The 16,106-nt window shown below is 72.2% G+C and carries 17 protein-coding genes; 4 read left to right on the top strand and 13 right to left on the bottom strand.

What is annotated here, in order from left to right; translation table 11 throughout:
• Positions 1-21: 21 nt before the first annotated feature.
• Positions 22-1,746 (bottom strand): bifunctional ADP-dependent NAD(P)H-hydrate dehydratase/NAD(P)H-hydrate epimerase, encoded by a 1,725-nt coding sequence (locus QRN56_RS03070; RefSeq protein ID WP_285101028.1) that lies wholly within the window; start codon positions 1,744-1,746, stop codon positions 22-24.
• A gap of 99 nt (positions 1,747-1,845) precedes the next feature.
• On the opposite strand from QRN56_RS03070, the gene QRN56_RS03065 reads away from it, so the two are divergent.
• Positions 1,846-2,895 carry an LLM class F420-dependent oxidoreductase gene (locus QRN56_RS03065; RefSeq protein WP_285101026.1) on the top strand — a complete coding sequence of 350 codons (1,050 nt, stop codon included), beginning with the start codon at positions 1,846-1,848 and terminating at the stop codon, positions 2,893-2,895.
• A 72-nt stretch (positions 2,896-2,967) separates the two neighbouring features.
• Here QRN56_RS03065 and QRN56_RS03060 read toward each other — a convergent pair whose 3' ends face one another.
• The 4 genes from QRN56_RS03060 to glmS form a co-directional block, all read right to left on the bottom strand.
• A complete protein-coding gene (locus tag QRN56_RS03060; protein WP_285101023.1) occupies positions 2,968-3,318 on the bottom strand; it encodes a holo-ACP synthase in 351 nt (116 codons plus the stop codon).
• Positions 3,319-3,664: 346 nt separating this feature from the next.
• On the bottom strand, positions 3,665-4,495 hold the full coding sequence (locus tag QRN56_RS03055) for an alpha/beta fold hydrolase (RefSeq protein ID WP_285101021.1): 831 nt from the start codon (positions 4,493-4,495) through the stop codon (positions 3,665-3,667).
• Positions 4,496-4,547: 52 nt separating this feature from the next.
• On the bottom strand, positions 4,548-4,919 hold the full coding sequence (locus tag QRN56_RS03050) for a nucleoside triphosphate pyrophosphohydrolase family protein (protein ID WP_285101019.1): 372 nt from the start codon (positions 4,917-4,919) through the stop codon (positions 4,548-4,550).
• Between the two features lie 33 nt (positions 4,920-4,952).
• On the bottom strand, positions 4,953-6,854 hold the full coding sequence (gene glmS, locus QRN56_RS03045) for a glutamine--fructose-6-phosphate transaminase (isomerizing) (RefSeq protein ID WP_285101017.1): 1,902 nt from the start codon (positions 6,852-6,854) through the stop codon (positions 4,953-4,955).
• A 121-nt stretch (positions 6,855-6,975) separates the two neighbouring features.
• On the opposite strand from glmS, the gene coaA reads away from it, so the two are divergent.
• Complete coding sequence (coaA, locus tag QRN56_RS03040) at positions 6,976-7,971, top strand: type I pantothenate kinase (protein WP_285101015.1); 996 nt, start codon at positions 6,976-6,978, stop codon at positions 7,969-7,971.
• On the opposite strand, the gene QRN56_RS03035 is transcribed toward coaA, so the two are convergent.
• The 4 genes from QRN56_RS03035 to rplM all read right to left on the bottom strand — a co-directional run bounded on the left by QRN56_RS03035 (position 7,972) and on the right by rplM (position 11,412).
• Complete coding sequence (locus QRN56_RS03035) at positions 7,972-8,721, bottom strand: DedA family protein (protein ID WP_285101013.1); 750 nt, start codon at positions 8,719-8,721, stop codon at positions 7,972-7,974.
• A gap of 224 nt (positions 8,722-8,945) precedes the next feature.
• The gene (gene glmM / locus QRN56_RS03030; RefSeq protein WP_285101011.1) at positions 8,946-10,310 is read right to left on the bottom strand and encodes a phosphoglucosamine mutase; all 1,365 of its coding nucleotides are present in this window, start codon (positions 10,308-10,310) and stop codon (positions 8,946-8,948) included.
• 123 nt (positions 10,311-10,433) lie between these two features.
• The gene (gene rpsI / locus QRN56_RS03025; protein WP_182620582.1) at positions 10,434-10,919 is read right to left on the bottom strand and encodes a 30S ribosomal protein S9; all 486 of its coding nucleotides are present in this window, start codon (positions 10,917-10,919) and stop codon (positions 10,434-10,436) included.
• 43 nt (positions 10,920-10,962) lie between these two features.
• Positions 10,963-11,412 (bottom strand): 50S ribosomal protein L13, encoded by a 450-nt coding sequence (gene rplM, locus QRN56_RS03020; protein ID WP_285101009.1) that lies wholly within the window; start codon positions 11,410-11,412, stop codon positions 10,963-10,965.
• A 296-nt stretch (positions 11,413-11,708) separates the two neighbouring features.
• Here rplM and QRN56_RS03015 point away from each other — a divergent pair, with 296 nt between their 5' ends.
• Positions 11,709-12,134 (top strand): DUF5709 domain-containing protein, encoded by a 426-nt coding sequence (locus QRN56_RS03015; protein WP_285101007.1) that lies wholly within the window; start codon positions 11,709-11,711, stop codon positions 12,132-12,134.
• On the opposite strand, the gene QRN56_RS03010 is transcribed toward QRN56_RS03015, so the two are convergent.
• Positions 12,135-13,046: a tRNA pseudouridine synthase A gene (locus tag QRN56_RS03010; protein WP_285101005.1), complete on the bottom strand. Its 912-nt coding sequence runs from the start codon at positions 13,044-13,046 to the stop codon at positions 12,135-12,137.
• Between the two features lie 39 nt (positions 13,047-13,085).
• Here QRN56_RS03010 and QRN56_RS03005 point away from each other — a divergent pair, with 39 nt between their 5' ends.
• Complete coding sequence (locus QRN56_RS03005) at positions 13,086-13,844, top strand: ROK family protein (RefSeq protein ID WP_285101004.1); 759 nt, start codon at positions 13,086-13,088, stop codon at positions 13,842-13,844.
• Between the two features lie 74 nt (positions 13,845-13,918).
• Here QRN56_RS03005 and rplQ read toward each other — a convergent pair whose 3' ends face one another.
• The 3 genes from rplQ to rpsK all read right to left on the bottom strand — a co-directional run bounded on the left by rplQ (position 13,919) and on the right by rpsK (position 16,102).
• Positions 13,919-14,440 carry a 50S ribosomal protein L17 gene (gene rplQ / locus QRN56_RS03000; RefSeq protein WP_285101002.1) on the bottom strand — a complete coding sequence of 174 codons (522 nt, stop codon included), beginning with the start codon at positions 14,438-14,440 and terminating at the stop codon, positions 13,919-13,921.
• Positions 14,441-14,498: 58 nt separating this feature from the next.
• Complete coding sequence (locus tag QRN56_RS02995) at positions 14,499-15,515, bottom strand: DNA-directed RNA polymerase subunit alpha (RefSeq protein ID WP_285101000.1); 1,017 nt, start codon at positions 15,513-15,515, stop codon at positions 14,499-14,501.
• A gap of 182 nt (positions 15,516-15,697) precedes the next feature.
• The gene (gene rpsK, locus QRN56_RS02990; protein WP_020016139.1) at positions 15,698-16,102 is read right to left on the bottom strand and encodes a 30S ribosomal protein S11; all 405 of its coding nucleotides are present in this window, start codon (positions 16,100-16,102) and stop codon (positions 15,698-15,700) included.
• Positions 16,103-16,106: the final 4 nt, after the last annotated feature.

Genomic DNA, 16,106 nt, shown 5'->3' with positions numbered 1-16,106 from the left:
CGGGCCGGCCCCGGTCGGCGGTCAGCCGCCCAGCAGCTCGGCGATCACCGCGGGTACCGCGTGGGCGATCTCCAGCGCGGCGACCGGGCCGCCCGCCGAGGCGTGCGCTGCCGCCCGGCCGTGCACCACCACGGCGGCCGCCGCGAGGCGCGCCGCGAGCGTCTCGTCCGCGACGACGTCGGCCGAGCGCCCGGCCAGCAGCGTGCCCAGGACGCCCGCGAGGACGTCGCCCGCCCCCGCCGTGGCCGTCCACGCCGGGGCGTCCGCCTGCGCGTACGCGCCTCCGGGGCCGGCCACCACCGTGATCGCACCCTTGAGCAGCACCGTCGCGCCGGTCGCCTGGTGCGCCGTGCGGGCCCAGTGCAGCGGGCGCGCCTCGACCGCCGCCCGCTCGGCGTCGTGACCCAGCCCCTGCAGCAGCTCCGCCAGCTCGCCGGCGTGCGGCGTCAGGACCGCCCAGGCGGGCAGCCGGTGCTCCAGCATCGTGAGCGCGCCGGCGTCGATCACGGCGGGCATCTTGCCACCGGTCACGTCCTCGGACAGCACGCCGGTCACGGCCGCGAGCGCCCCGAAGATCCGGCGCGCCTGACCGTCGTCGTCCGGGCCCTCCTCCGGGTCGAACGCCGGGACGCCGGGCCCCAGGACCCAGGCCTGGACGCGGCCGCCCGCCACGACCACCTCGGGCCGGGCCAGCAGAACGCGGGTGCCCACGGCCTCGGGGCCCAGGTAGCGCACCATGCCGGCCCCGGCGCGCACGGCGCCGGACGTCGCCAGCACCGCCGCGCCCGGGTAGGTGCTCGTCCCGGCGATCACGCCGACCACGCCGCGCGTGTACTTGTGGTCGTGGGCGGTCGGGGCGGGCCAGAGGGCCGCGACGTCCGCGGGCTCCATGCGCTGCACCCGGCCGGAGCCCGTGTCGGTGCCGGCCATCGCATGCCGGCCCAGGGTGACGCGCTGCGCCGCGCTGGCCCAGTGGTCGGTCCCGGAGGCGGTGGGGAAGCCGACGTCGACCAGCTCGACGTCGCCGGCGAGCTGTGCCGCCGGGGGCAGCAGGAGGCCGGGCTTGAGCGCGCCGAACGTCACCGTGCGGTCGGCGCGCAGCACGGGGCCGGGCACCACGCCGTCGTCCACCCCGATGCCGCTCGGGATGTCGACCGCGACCGTGTACGGCCACCGCCTGCCCGCGGCCTCGCGGGCCTCCGCGAGCGCGCGCACCAGGCCGCCGGCGGGCGGCCGCAGGGCGCCCCGGGCGCCGACGCCCACCAGGCCGTCGAGCACGACGTCGGACGCGAGGGCCGACCGGACCACGGCCGGGACCCGGGCGTCGGCGAGGGTCACGACGTGCCCGCCCGCAGCCTCGAACGCCGCGAGGCCCTCCTCGTGGGCGCGCGCGGACACAAGGACGGCCGTGACCGTCATTCCCCGGCGGACCAGGTGCGCGCCGGCGAACAGGGTGTCCCCGCCGTTGTTGCCGGGGCCGACCAGGAGCAGGGCGCTCGCGCCGCGGACGTCGCCGCGGGTGCCGGACGGGCGTCCGGGCCGGACGCGGGCCGCACCCGGGAGCCCGTCGGAGCCGAGGCTGCCGTGCAGCCGGGCGCCGCCCGGGCGGGCCGGCGTACGGGCCGCGACCTCCCGGAGCACGGCCTGCGCCAGTGCGTACGCCGCCCTGGCCATGAGCGGCTCACCCGCCGCGATCAGCGGCTCCTCGGCCTTGCGTACCTCGTCGGAGCTCCATGCGTCTTTCACAGCCCTATAGTGCCGCGTCCACCAGGACCCGAGGTACCGAAACCTGACAATTTCGACCACACCTCCCCTCGGGCAACCCCGTCGGCATAGGGTCGGGCCATGCGATTCGGACTCTTCATCCCGCAGGGCTGGCGCCTCGACCTGGTCGACGTCGCGCCCGCCGACCAGTGGGCCACCATGCTCTCCCTCGTCCACCGCGCCGAGAACCAGGCGGCCGGCGAGGCCGTCCCGGGCGGCGAGTTCGCCTGGGAGTCCGCCTGGGTGTTCGACCACTTCCACACCGTCCCCGAACCCTCGACCGAGGCCACGCACGAGGCCTGGTCGCTGATGGCCGCGTTCGCGGCGGCGACCCAGCGCATCCGGCTGGGCCAGATGTGCACCTGCATGGCGTACCGCGAGCCGACCTACCTCGCCAAGGTCGCCTCGACCGTCGACACGATCTCCGGCGGCCGCGTCGAGATGGGTATCGGCGCCGGCTGGTACGAGCACGAGTGGCGCGCCTACGGCTACGGCTTCCCGACCGCGGGCGAGCGTCTGCGCGCGCTCGACGAGGGCGTGCAGATCATGGCGAGCATGTGGCGCACCGGGTCCTCGGGCACGTTCGAGGGCAAGCGCTACCAGGTCGACGGCGCGCTCTGCTACCCGCAGCCCCTCCAGCAGCTCCCGGTGGGCGACGGCGGCGCCGAGGTGCCGTCCATCCCGCTGTGGATCGCGGGCGGCGGCGAGAAGAAGACGCTGCGCATCGCCGCGCAGCACGCCCAGTACACGAACTTCGACGGCTCGCCGGAGGGCTTCGCGCACAAGTCGAGCGTGCTCGAGGCGCACTGCAAGGACGTGGGCCGGGACTTCGGCGAGATCACGCGGTCCTCGAACTACAACGTGGTGATCGGCGAGAACGACGCCGAGGTCGGCGAGCGGCTGGCCTGGATCGAGGCGCACCTGCGCAAGCAGGTCCCCGCCAAGGCCGACCGCGAGATCGAGAACTGGCGCAACGGCCTCCTGGTCGGCACGCCGGAGCTGATCATCGAGCGGCTGCAGGGCATGCGCTCGCGGGGCCTGGAGTACGCGATCACGTACTTCCAGGAGGCGGCGTACGACACCAGCGGCATCGAGCTCTTCGAGAAGCAGGTCATCCCCGAGCTCCAGTGACACCCCGACGTGTCAGACCCTCAGGTCACCCGGGTGACCTGAGGGTCTGACACGTCCGGGCGGCGGCAGGCCTCAGCCCTCGGCGATCACCATGGCGGACGCGATGCCGGCGTCATGGGAGATCGTGATGTGCCAGGTGCGCACGCCGAGCTCGGCGGCCCGGGCGGCCACGGTGCCGCTCGCGTCGATCCGCGGCGGGCCGCCGATCGTGCGGTGCACCGTGACGTCGTGCCACCTGAGGTTGCCGGGGGCGCCGAGCGACTTGGCGATGGCCTCCTTCGCCGCGAACCGCGCGGCGAGCGACGCAGCCGGCAGCTCGCGCTCGGCCTCGGTGAACAGCTTCTCCCGCAGCCGGGGCGTGCGGTCGAGGGTCTCCATGAACCGGTCCACGTCGACCACGTCGATGCCCGTGCCGATGATCATGGCCTCAGCCTAGGTCCCCGAGACCGGCACCCTCGCCCCGGCCAGGGCGGCCGGCGAGGTCCGGGTGCGTCGGCCGGGCGAGGCCCGGGTGCCGGTGTTGCGCAAGGTGCCCGTTTTGCGGCACCATATCCCCGTAATGCACAGGTAAAGGTGGCACCTGCTTCGTATCGGCAGGGCGCCACCTTTCGCGCGTAGGAGGTTGCCATGCCGGAGGACGACGACAAGCTCCCCTTCCCCGTGATCATGGTCGTGGTCTTCGGCATCGTGATCGCCGCGATCGTCACGCTGCTGGTGTACGTCGCCGTGTCGAGCTGACGCTCACCGGCCACTCGGGCCTGCCGGCCGCTCAGGCCGGGCTCGCCTCCTCGACGCGGTCCAGCCACTCCCCCACCAGGGCCTCGAACAGGCCGCGCTGCTCGATGTCCAGCGCGTGCCCGGCGCGGTCCAGCACGGCGAACGTGGCGCGCGGGTAGTGCTCCAGCAGGTCCCACGCGTCGCGGTAGCCCGTGACCGAGTCCTGGCGCCCGACGGCGATCAGGACCGGCTTCTCGAACGGCGCGGGTTCCACGGGGAACGTCCCGGCATAGCTCGCCTCGATCCGGGCGACCGCCGCCGGGTCGGCCGCGGCCAGCCCGGGGTCGACCTCCTGGCGGGCCCGCGCCCAGGTCTCCTCCGTCTGCACCACGAGCACGTCCTCCGCGTCGAGCGCGGCGTCCCCGACCCGCTCGGCGAGCGCCTGGTCCCGGACCAGCACCTGGCGCTCGGGGAGCCGGCGCAGCTCGTGGCGCGGTTCGACGAGCGTGACGACGGCGGCCAGGCCGGCGACCCGGTCCGGGTCGGCCGCCGCCAGTCCGCGCGCCAGGTACCCGCCGTACGACTGCCCGACCACGACGTAGGGGCCGTCGGGCACCAGCGCCGCGACCGCTCCCCGCAGGATCCGGAAGACGTCGTCCGTGCTTGCCACGTCCGGAGCAGCCGTGCGGCCCATGCCCGGCAGGTCCACATAGACCCGGCGCCAGCCCTGCCGTGCCTCGAGGACGGGCTCGAACGCACCGGTCATGATCCGGTGGTCCACCGGGAACCCGTGGACCAGCACCGCCGTGCGCACCCCGGCACCCGGCTGCGGCCCGTGCTCCACGTAGTGCACCCGGACCCCGTCGACCTCCACGTACGCCATGCGCGCTCCTCTCCTCCGGCCGCCACGGCGTGGCGCCCGTCCGAGGCAGACCCTAGACGGGACCACCGACATCGGGACCACCGACATCGCGGATGCCCGCGGTGTCCTCCGGCCGGACCAGGTGCCGCCAGCGGAACCACTTGCGCTCCAGCTCCTCGGGCAGGTCGACGTCGAACCGCCGGGCCACGAGCAGCAGCTGCGCGAGCGCGTCCGCGACCTCGCCCCGGAACGCGTCCCGGATCTCGTCGTCGGACAGGCCGCGGTCCCGCGAGCGGCCGGACAGCGTGAGGAACGCCTGGGTCAGCTCGCCGATCTCCTCCTGGAGCTTCAGCACGAGCCAGTCGTCGGTGCGTTCCAGGCCGTGCACGCGCGCGTAGACCCGGCTGATGATCTCGACCTCGTCGGAGAGCTGCTTCAGTTCCACGCCGACGAGCGTGCCACAGCCGGGCCCCCGGGCTTACTCGACGGTCACCGACTTGGCGAGGTTGCGCGGCTGGTCCACGTCCAGTCCCTTGGCCGTGGCGAGCGCCATCGCGAAGATCTGCAGCGGCACCACGGCCAGCAGCGGCTGGAGCAGCGTGGGCGCCTGCGGGATCCAGAAGATCTCGTCGGCGTACTTGCGCACCTCGTCGTCGCCGTCCTCCGCGATCACCAGGGTGCGGGCGCCGCGCGCCCGGATCTCCTGGATGTTGGAGACCACCTTGGAGTGCAGCGAGTCGCGGCCGCGCGGCGAGGGCACCACCACGAACACGGGCTGCCCCTCGTCGATCAGCGCGATCGGCCCGTGCTTGAGCTCGCCCGCGGCGAAGCCCTCCGCGTGGATGTAGGCGAGCTCCTTGAGCTTGAGCGCGCCCTCCAGGGCCACCGGGAATCCGACGTGCCGCCCCAGGAACAGCACCTTGTCGGACTTCTCCATGGACCGGGCCGTGGCGCGCACGTACTCGCCGCGCTCGATGACGGTCTGGATCTTGCGCGGCATGGCCCGCAGCTCGTCGAGCAGCGTCGCGATCTCGTCGGGGAACTTGTTGCCGCGCAGCTGGGCGAGGTACAGGCCCAGCACGTAGGCGGCGGTGATCTGCGCGAGGAACGCCTTGGTGGAGGCGACGGCGATCTCGGGGCCGGCGTGCGTGTAGAGCACCGCGTCCGACTCGCGCGGGATCGTGGAGCCGTGGGTGTTGACGATCGAGATCACCTTGGCGCCCTGCTCACGCGCGTGCCGCACGGCCATCAGGGTGTCCATGGTCTCGCCGGACTGCGTCACGGCGACCACCAGGGTGCGCTCGTCGACGATCGGGTCGCGGTAGCGGAACTCGTGCGCCAGCTCGACCTCGACGGGGATGCGGCACCAGTGCTCGATCGCGTACTTGGCCACGTGCCCGGAGTAGGCGGCCGTGCCGCAGGCGATCACGATGATCTTGTTCACCGCGCGCAGGATCGACTCGTCGATGCGCAGGTCGTCCAGCACGAGCGCGCCCGCGGCGTCGGTGCGGCCGAGCAGCGTGTCGGCGACGGCCTGCGGCTGGTCGTGGATCTCCTTGTCCATGAAGGACGCAAAGCCGCCCTTCTCGGCGGCCGCGGCGTCCCAGTCCACGGTGTAGCGCTTGGCCTCGGCGGGCTTGCCGTCGAAGTCGGTCACGGCCACCGACGTCGGCGTGATGGTCACCACCTGGTCCTGGCCCAGCTCCAGGGCCTCCTTGGTGTGCGCGATGAACGCGGCGACATCGGAGCCCAGGAAGTTCTCGCCCTCGCCGAGCCCCACCACGAGCGGGGAGTCGTGCCGGGCGCCGACCACGGTCTCGGGTGCGTCGGCGTGCACGGCCAGCAGCGTGAACGTGCCCTCCAGCCGGCGGGCGGTGGTGGTCATGGCGGCCGTCAGGTCGCCCGTCTCGCGGTACGCCTTGGCCACGAGGTGGGCGGCCACCTCGGTGTCGGTCTCGGAGCGGAACACGACGCCGTCGGCCAGCAGTTCGGCGCGAAGTGCGCTGAAGTTCTCGATGATGCCGTTGTGGATCACGGCGAGGCGGTCGCCGTCGGCCAGGTGCGGGTGGGCGTTCGCGTCGGTGGGTCCGCCGTGCGTGGCCCAGCGGGTGTGCCCGATCGCCGCGGTGGCCTCCGGGAGCGGGTCGTGGTCCAGCACCTCGATCAGGTTGGCGAGCTTGCCCGACTTCTTGGCCCAGGCCACGCCGTCCAGCCCGGGCGCGACGAGCGCGACCCCGGCCGAGTCGTAGCCGCGGTACTCGAGGCGCCGCAGCCCCTCGATGGCCACGTCCAGGGGCGTGCCCGAGGGTGTGACGGCGCCCGAGGCGCTGCCCTCCGCGATAGACGCGGCAGTTCCGGTGTAACCGACGATCCCACACATGCGGGCGAGTCTAACGAGCGTTGGGGCGGGCCCCCATGACTGGGCTCACACGGCTCGTTCCTCACCCACGAGATCACCTCCTGCCTCGGACGATGCCGATACTTGCCGCGGGTGGGGCACAATGCTGCAGGTGGTTTCACAGTTCCCGACGACGGACCTCGGGGAGCACCTGCTCGCCCTCGCCCCGTCCTCGCCCTACGTGGATCTCGACCGGGCGGCCTGGAGCCGCCTCTCGGCATCCACCCCGCTGCCGCTGACCGACGACGACGTCGAGCGCCTGCGCGGACTCGGTGACCCGATCGACCTCGCCGAGGTCGACGCGATCTACCGCCCTCTGTCGCGTCTGCTCAACCTCTACGTGCAGGCCACCGGCGGCCTGCACGACGCGACCTCGACCTTTCTGCACGAGGATCCGCCCCGCACCCCGTACGTCATCGGCGTGGCAGGGTCCGTGGCCGTCGGCAAGTCGACGACGGCGCGCGTGCTGCGCGAGATGCTCGCCCGGTGGCCCGAGACCCCGCGCGTCGAGCTCATCACGACCGACGGGTTCCTCTACCCGAACGCGGAGCTCGAACGACGGGGCCTGATGGAGCGCAAGGGCTTCCCGGAGTCGTACGACCGGCGCGCCCTGATCCGGTTCCTGTCCCGGATCAAGGCCGGCCAGGCCGAGGTGCGGGCACCCGTGTACTCCCACGTCATCTACGACATCGTGCCCGAGCTGGAGGTGGTGGTCCGCAAGCCCGACGTGCTCATCGTCGAGGGTCTGAACGTGCTGCAGCCGGCCCGGCCCTCCGCGGTGGACGAGTCGACCGTCGCGGTGAGCGACTTCTTCGACTTCTCGATCTACGTGGACGCCCGCACCCGGAACATCCGGCAGTGGTACGTGGAGCGGTTCCTCGAGCTGCGCCGCACCGCGTTCACCAAGCCGGACTCCTACTTCAAGCGGTACGCGTCGCTCTCCGACCAGGAGGCCACGGACAAGGCCCTGTCGATCTGGGAGTCGATCAACGCGCCGAACCTCGAGAAGAACATCCTGCCGACGCGAGGACGCGCCACACTGGTGCTCACCAAGGGCTCGGACCACGCGGTGCAGCGGGTCCGGCTGCGCAAGCTCTAGTCAGCGGTCCTTCGCGGGCCTGTCGGTGTCGTCGACCCGGTGGACGTACTCCTTGACCATCTCGGTGGCGCCCGCCGGGACGGCGACCTTCACGCCGTCCGTACCCTCCTCGCCGTCCGGCTCCTCGTCGAGATGACGGTGGGAGAACCAGCCCACCACCTTGTCCACGACGAAGCCCATCGCGATGCCCAGCACGACACCGATGACGATCGCGAGCAGCGGCTCGTGCCCGAGCCACTGGGCCGCGACGAGGCCGATCCCCGCCGAGTACAGCGCCCACATGACCGCCGCGATGGCGGCGACGAACATGAACCGGCGCCGCGGGTAGCCGACGGCGCCCGCCGTCATGTTCACGGCCACGCGCCCGATCGGCACGTAGCGCGCGGCGAGGATGAAGGACGCGCCGCGGCGGGTCAGCGCCCGCTCGGCCCAGTCCACGGCCCGGCGGCCGCGGGCCGAGCGCAGGAACGGCACCCGGTCGGTGCCGATCATCTTCCCGATCTGGTAGGCGATCTGGTCGCCGACCCAGGCCCCGGCCGCGGCCGCGATCAGCACCAGCCACATCCACGGCGTCCCGGTGCTGTGGGCCGACACGGTCAGGGTGATGACCACCGACTCGCTCGGCAGCGGCGGGAAGAAGCCGTCGATGGTCGCGAAGGCGAACATGGCCGGGTAGATCCACGGCGAGGCTGCCATCGCGAGGATCCATGCCTCGGTGGCGCTCAGGACGGTGGAGATGAGTTCGAGCACGGGACCTCGGGAGTCTCGGCCGGGCACTACCCGGGGGGGCGGAGAAGGGCACCTCATAGTGCCTACGTCCAGACTACGCAAGGGGGGCCCCTGAATCGCATCAGGGGACCCCCTGGTAGAACCCCGCTTCCCAAGGTTTCACGGGCCGTTCACGCATGCGCCCCGGCGGGGGTGAAGAGCGCCGGAGCGCCCGGCGGCGCCGGCCGGAGCGCGATCCGCTCCCGCTAGAGCGCGAGCCGCTCCCGCACCACGGCGGCGAGATCCTCCGCGACCTTGTCCGCCTCGTCCTGGGCGGGGGCCTCGACCATGACGCGCACCAGCGGCTCCGTGCCGGACTGGCGCAGCAGCACACGGCCGGTGTCGCCGAGCCGCGAGGTCGCGTCGGCCACGGCGGTCTGCACGCCCTCGTCGGTGCCGGCCCGCGACTTGTCCACGCCGCGCACGTTCACGAGCGTCTGCGGCAGGCGCTCGATCTCCCCCGCGAGGTCGGCGAGCCGCTTGCCCGACGCCTTGACCCGCGCCGCGAGGTGCAGCGCCGACAGCACGCCGTCGCCGGTCGTCGCGTGGTCGGCCAGGATGATGTGGCCCGACTGCTCGCCGCCCAGGCCGTAGCCCTTGGCGCGCATCTCCTCCAGCACGTACCGGTCGCCGACAGCGGTCTGCACGGTGGTGATCCCGCGCTCCCGCATCGCCAGGATGAGCCCGAGGTTGCTCATGACGGTCACCACGAGGGTGTCGCCGGGCAGCCGGCCCTCCTCCTTGAGGGCGGTCGCGAGGATGCCGAGGATCTGGTCGCCGTCCACGATCGCGCCGGTGTGGTCGACGGCGAGGCAGCGGTCGGCGTCGCCGTCGAACGCGACGCCGAAGTCCGCCTCGGACGCCACCACGACGGCCTGGAGCTGCTCCGGGTGGGTGGAGCCGCACTTCTCGTTGATGTTCCGGCCGTCGGGGCTGGCGTTCATCACCACGACGTCGGCGCCCGCGGCGCGCAGCGCCTCCGGGCCGACCTCGCTCGCCGCGCCGTTCGCGCAGTCCAGCGCGATGCGCAGCCCCTCGAGGGGCCGGTGGTCGGGCGTGGTGCCCACGCTGTCGGTCAGGTGCCGCACGTAGCGCTCGGCGGCCGCCTGGCCGTCCGTACGGATGCGCCCGACGGCGGCGCCCGTGGGGCGCTCCCAGTCGTCACCGAGGGTCGCCTGGATGGCGTCCTCGACGGCGTCGTCGAGCTTGAGCCCGCCGCGCGCGAAGAACTTGATGCCGTTGTCCGGCATCGGGTTGTGCGAGGCGGAGACCATGACCCCCAGGTCGGCCTCCAGCTCGGTCACCAGGTAGGCCAGCGCGGGCGTGGGCAGCACGTTGAGCATCACCACGTCCACGCCGGCGGACGCGAGACCCGCGGCGACGGCGCCGGCGAGGAACTCGCCGGAGGCCCGGGTGTCGCGCCCCACGACGGCCCGCGGACGCGGGCCCAGCAGCTCACCCTGCGCGGTCAGGACCCTGGCCGCCGCGGCGCCCAGCTCCAGCGCCAGCTCCGCGGTGATGTCCTTGTTGGCGAGGCCCCGAACTCCGTCGGTGCCGAACAGCCTGCCCATGCACATTCTCCTCAGCTCGTTCCGATCCCACCGTAGTGGGGCCCGGCCTGCGCCGGAAATGCAGGTGGCCCCGCTGAACAGTGTCGACACTGTTCGGCGGGGCCACCCGGCCAAGCGCTCTGATCAGCGCTTCGAGTACTGCGGAGCCTTGCGGGCCTTCTTGAGACCGGCCTTCTTGCGCTCGACCTTGCGGTCGTCACGCGTGAGGAAGCCGGCCTTCTTGAGCTCGGCGCGGTTGGACTCCTCGTCGATGGCGTTCAGCGCACGGGCGATGCCCAGGCGCAGCGCGCCGGCCTGACCCGACGTGCCGCCACCCGTGATACGGGCGATGACGTCGAAGCGGCCCTCGACCTCGACCAGGTTCAGCGGCGAGTTGACCAGCTGCTGGTGCACCTTGTTCGGGAAGTAGTCCTCGAGGGTGCGGCCGTTGATCTTCCAGGTGCCGGTGCCGGGGACGAGGCGCACGCGCGCCACGGCCTCCTTGCGGCGCCCGAGGGCCTGGCCCGGGGCGGTGATGGACGAACCGCGCGTTGCCGGCGCAGCAGTCTCGGTGGTGTAGTTGCTGGGCGCCTCGGCGCCCTGCTCGAATTCGACGGTGGTCTCGGCCACTGTGATGTCCTCGCGTCCTTCGCGTTGCGATCCGGCAGCGGCCTCAGGCCTGCTGCGAAACCTGGGTGATCTCGAACGGCTTGGCCTGCTGCGCCGTGTGCGGGTGCTCAGAGCCTGCGTAGACCTTCAGGTGGGTCATCTGCGTCCGACCGAGCGAGGTCTTGGGGATCATGCCGCGCACGGCCTTCTCGATGGCGCGCTCCGGCTTGGTGTCCAGGAGCTCGCCGTACGGGGTGGCCGTGAGACCGCCCGGGTAACCCGAGTGGCGGTAAGCCAGCTTGGTCTCGCGCTTGTTGCCGCTCAGCGCGACCTTGTCGGCGTTGATGATGATGACGAAGTCACCACCGTCGACGTGCGGAGCGAAGGTCGGCTTGTGCTTCCCGCGCAGCAGGGTTGCGACCTGGCTTGCCAGGCGGCCCAGGACGACGTCGGTCGCGTCGACGACGTACCAGTCGCGCTGGACGTCGCCGGGCTTGGGGGTGTACGTACGCACGGTTCGTAACCTTTTCGTTTGCGGTGTCGTCGGGCGAGAAGCGGCGCCCGATGAGTCAGGTCGTTGTGCGCGGGGGTCAGAATGACGTCCGGGCCGGTCGTCCGCACTCGAGTGGGCTCGGTGCTGACGCAGGACGTCGTGACAAAGCACAACGACTCATTAGAGTACCCGGCAGTTTCCCCGGGGGTCAAAGCGTAGGCGGCCCCCGGAGCCGTTCGCGGGCATGAGGTTCGCCACGTCCGTACTCGGGCCCCGGCACTATGGCGTCCGCGCCGATCTGGTGTCACGGTAGGACCATGACCGAGGAAACACCCGCCACCATGCCAGGACCGGACGGTATCGCCGAGGGCGACACCGACCAGCTCCCGACCGAGGACACCCTGTACAGCCGGGGTCCGAAGGACTTCCTCGACGAGGGGTACTCCCCGCCCGACCGCCCGCGCTCGAACCACTGGGGCGAGACCTCGTGGGAGGAGCGCCAGGGCGAGACGATGGACCAGCGGCTCAGCGAGGAGGAGCCGGACGTCTGGCAGGACGACCCGCTGGACCGCGCCGACACGTCACGCGCGGGCCGGCTCGTCTCCGACCCCGACGCGGACCCCGGCAGCTACGCGGCCGAGGACGGCAACCGCGAGAACGACCTCTACGGCACCGACGCGGGCATCGACGGCGCGGGTGCGAGCGCCGAGGAGGCCGCGGTCCACTGGGTCGAGGAACCCTAGCTAGCTCGTCGCCGGCGCCGGCTCGTCCCAGACGTCCTCGTCCATCCGCTTGGCCCGGATGGCGTCGGCGCGGGCCGCGAGCTCGGCGTCCGGCGGGAACGTGACCTCCTCCAGGCACAGCCCCTCCGGCGGCACGACGAAGACGCCCGCGTCCCGGCGCCGGCTCGCCAGGAGCACGGCCGGCCAGCTCGGGTCCCGCCGCCCCTCCCCGACCGCGATCGACGCGCCGACGAGCGCGCGCACCATGTTGTGGCAGAACGCGTCGGCGACGACGTGCCCCACCACGAGCCCGGCGTCCGGCCCCTCCGCGGGCCGTTCCCAGGCGATGCTCTGCAGCTCCCGGATGGTCGTGGCGCCGGGCCGGGGCTTGCAGTACGCGGCGAAGTCGCGCACCCCGGTCAGCGGGCGCACGGCGGCGTCCATCGCCCCGACGTCCAGCGGCTTGCGGTTCCACAGGACGTGCCGGCGGCGCAGGGGGTCGCGCAGCGCGACGTCGTCGGCGATCCGGTAGGTGTAGCGGCGGCGCAGCGCGGAGAAGCGTGCGTCGAAGCCCGCGGGCGCGGGCGCGGCCCGGCGCACCACGAGGTCCCCGGGGAGCACGCCGCCGAGCCGGGTCACCAGCGCGTCGCCCGGCGCGCGGTCGGAGCGGCCCGGCAGCGCGGCCCAGCCGTCGCCGTCGACGTCGACGTGCGCCACCTGGCCCCGGGCGTGCACGCCGGAGTCCGTGCGGCCGGCGACCGTCAGCCGGGGCGCCGGCAGGCCGCGCTGCGCGCTCCGCAGCACCTGCGCGAGCCCGTCCTCCAGCGTGCCCTCGACGGTGCGCAGGGCCGGCTGACGGGCCCAGCCCGCGAAGTCGGTGCCCTCGTAGGCGAGGTCGAGCCGGACCCGGATGAAGTCGTTCACGACAGCCATCTTCCCCGATCCCCCCACCGGGGTTCGTACAGTGACGTCATGGCAGACACCCTCACGCTGGCGGTCGACTGTGGCGGCGGCGGGATCAAGGCGGCCGTCCTCGACACGTCCGGGACCGCGCACGCGACACCCGTCCGGGTACCGACGCCCTACCCGCTCCCGCCCGAGCTGCTCGTCGACACGATCGCCAAGATCGCCACGGACCTCCCCGCCGCCGCACGGGTCACGGTCGGCATGCCGGGCATGATCCGCAGCGGCGTGGTGGTGCACACGCCGCACTACATCACCCGGTCGGGGCCGCGGTCCCGGGTGGTGCCCGCGCTCCTGGACGCGTGGAGCAGCTTCGACATGCAGGCGGCGGTCGCGGCACGCCTGGGGCTGCCCGCGCTCGTCCTGAACGACGCCGAGGTGCACGGCGCGGGCGTGGTCGCGGCGTCGGGCCTGGAGCTGGTCATCACGCTCGGCACGGGCCTCGGGACGGCGATGTTCCACGGCGGGCGGATCGCACCGCACCTGGAGTGGTCGCACGCCCCCGTGCGTCGCAGCCTCACGTACGACCAGTACATCGGCGAGCCCGAACGACGCCGGCTCGGGGACGGGCTGTGGTCGCGGCGCGTGGTCACCGTCGTCGACGGCCTGCGGCCGGTCTTCCACTGGGACCGGCTCTACATCGGGGGCGGCAACGCACGCTGCATCACGCCGTCGGCGCTGGCCCGCCTGGGCGACGACGTCGTCATCGTCCCCAACTCGGCCGCGCTCGTGGGCGGCGCCCGGGCCTGGGACCTCCCGCCGTCCTGACACCTCGGACGACGACGCCGGCCGCACCCTCCGTCAGGAAGGTGCGGCCGGCGTCGTGCAGGAAAGAAAGGGGCTCAGGCCTCCTTCTTGTCCTCCGTGGTCTCCTCGGCGGGAGCGTCCTCGACGGGGGCGTCCTTGACGTCCTCGGCGGGGGTCTCCTCCAGGGGAGCGTCCTCGACCGGAGCAGCCTTCTCGGCGGCCTTGGTGGCCTCCTTGACGACGGCCTGCTTGGGGCTCACGGGCTCGGTGATGAGCTCGATGACCGCCATCGGCGCGTTGTCGCCCTTGCGGGTGCCGATCTTGGTGATGCGCGTGTAGCCACCGTTGCGCTCGGCCATGGCCGGGGCGATCTCGGTGAACAGCGTGTGGACCACGCCCTTGTCGCGGACGACCGTGAGCACGCGGCGGCGGGCGGACAGGTCGCCCTTCTTCGCGAACGTGATCAGACGCTCGGCCAGCGGACGCAGGCGCTTGGCCTTGGTCTCGGTAGTCGTGATGCGGCCGTGCTCGAAGAGCGAGGTCGACAGGTTCGCGAGGATCAGACGCTCGTGAGCCGGGCTACCGCCGAGCCGTGCGCCCTTGGTGGGGGTAGGCATTGTTGCTTGTCTCCTTGAATGTGGTTCCGCGTGCTCGGCCTAGGCCGGGCACGGGACGTCAGTACGACTGCTCGTCGCTGCTGTAGGCCGCGGAGTCGCCACCCTCGAAGTACGAGGCGCCGGCCGGATCGAAGTCCAGCGGCGAGTCCTTGAGGCTGAGGCCGAGCTCGGCCAGCTTCTCCTTGACCTCGGTGATCGACTTGGCACCGAAGTTGCGGATGTCGAGCAGGTCCGCCTCGCTGCGGGCCACGAGCTCGCCCACCTGGTGGATGCCCTCGCGCTTGAGGCAGTTGTACGAACGGATGGTGAGGTTGAGCTCCTCGATCGGCAGTGCCAGGTCCGCGGCCAGCGCGGTGTCCGTCGGCGACGGGCCGATCTCGATGCCCTCGGCCTCGACGTTCAGCTCACGTGCCAGGCCGAACAGCTCGACCAGGGTCTTGCCGGCCGAGGCGAGCGCGTCGCGAGGCGTGATCGCCTGCTTGGTCTCGACGTCGACGATGAGCTTGTCGAAGTCGGTGCGCTGCTCGACTCGGGTGGCCTCGACCTTGTACGTGACCTTGAGGACCGGCGAGTAGATCGAGTCGACCGGGATGCGCCCGATCTCCGCGTCGAACTGCTTGTTCTGCGCGGCGGACACGTACCCACGGCCCCGCTCGACGGTCAGCTCGATCTCGAGCTTGCCCTTGTCGTTCAGGGTGGCGATGTGCAGGTCGGGGTTGTGCACCTCGACCCCCGCCGGCGGAACGATGTCCGCGGCGGTCACGGTGCCGGCGCCCTGCTTGCGCAGGTACATCACGACGGGCTCGTCGTTCTCCGAGGAGACGACGAGGTTCTTGATGTTGAGGATGATCTCGGTGACGTCCTCCTTCACGCCCGACACGGTGCTGAACTCGTGCAGCACGTTGTCGATACGGATGGACGTGACGGCCGCGCCCGGGATGGACGACAGCAGGGTGCGACGCATCGAGTTGCCGAGCGTGTAGCCGAAGCCAGGCTCGAGCGGCTCGATGGAGAAGCGGGAACGGCTCTCCGAGATGACCTCTTCGGTCAGCGTGGGGCGCTGTGCGATGAGCACTGTGGGTGTCCTTTCAGTGTGCGTCCGCTATATGACGCATCACGGCCTTGCGATCTCTCGCAGCCCGGGCGGATCTCTGTCACCGTCCGGGCGGGGTGCTCACCTCGTGAGGTGAGCCGATGTCGCGATCCGGTTGCGGGCGCGGCCCCCAGGGCCGCGCCCGCAACCGGGCGCAACAGATATCAGACGCGGCGACGCTTCGGGGGGCGGCAGCCGTTGTGCGCCTGGGGCGTCACGTCCTGGATCGAGCCGACCTCGAGGCCGGTCGCCTGGAGCGAGCGGATGGCGGTCTCTCGACCGGAACCCGGGCCCTTCACGAAGACGTCGACCTTCTTGACGCCGTGCTCCTGCGCGCGGCGAGCGGCCGACTCGGCGGCCATCTGCGCGGCGTACGGGGTGGACTTGCGGGAGCCCTTGAAGCCGACGTGGCCGGCAGAGGCCCACGACACCACGGCACCGGACGGGTCGGTGATCGAGATGATCGTGTTGTTGAAGGTGGACTTGATGTGCGCCTGGCCGAGCGGGACGTTCTTCTTGTCCTTGCGGCGCGGCTTGCGGCCGGCGGCGGCGCGAGTCTTGGGAGGCATCTGT

The organism is Promicromonospora sp. MEB111 (assembly GCF_030209445.1).
Classification (GTDB): Bacteria; Actinomycetota; Actinomycetes; order Actinomycetales; family Cellulomonadaceae; genus Promicromonospora.
The sequence above is the reverse complement of the archived record's forward strand: the minus strand, read 5'-3'. Positions and strand labels throughout refer to the sequence as shown.